General features: G+C 70.0%; 1 protein-coding gene. It reads right to left on the minus strand.

Features of this window, described 5'->3' with window-relative positions; translation table 11 throughout:
- Positions 1–327, minus strand: a 327-nt coding sequence (locus FLX08_RS40195) for a cellulose binding domain-containing protein (RefSeq protein ID WP_341874383.1), incomplete at its 3' end; no start/stop codon positions are given.
- Positions 328–357: the final 30 nt, after the last annotated feature.

Here is a 357-nt window from a genome sequence, read left to right on the forward strand (position 1 = left end):
GGGGGTGGGGGACGAGGTCGTGACGGAGCCGGTGCAGGTGACGCCGTTGAGGGTGAACGAGGCGGGCGTGGGGTTGGATCCCGACCAGCTGCCGTTGAAGCCGATGGACACCGACGCGCCGGTGGCGATGGCGGCGTTGTAGTCCACGTTCGTGGCCGTGACGTTCTGCCCGCTCTGGCTGTAGGTGGCCGACCACCCGGTGTCCACCCGCTGACCGCTCGCCGGGAAGGCGAACCCCAGACTCCAGCCGTTGATCGCGCTGCCCAGGTTCTGGATCGTGATGGCGGCGGTGAACCCACCCGGCCAGTCATTGGTCGTATAGGTCACGGCACACCCGGTGGCCGCCCGCGCCGCCGG

The organism is Microbispora hainanensis (assembly GCF_006874475.1).
Taxonomy (GTDB): domain Bacteria; phylum Actinomycetota; class Actinomycetes; order Streptosporangiales; family Streptosporangiaceae; genus Microbispora; species Microbispora hainanensis.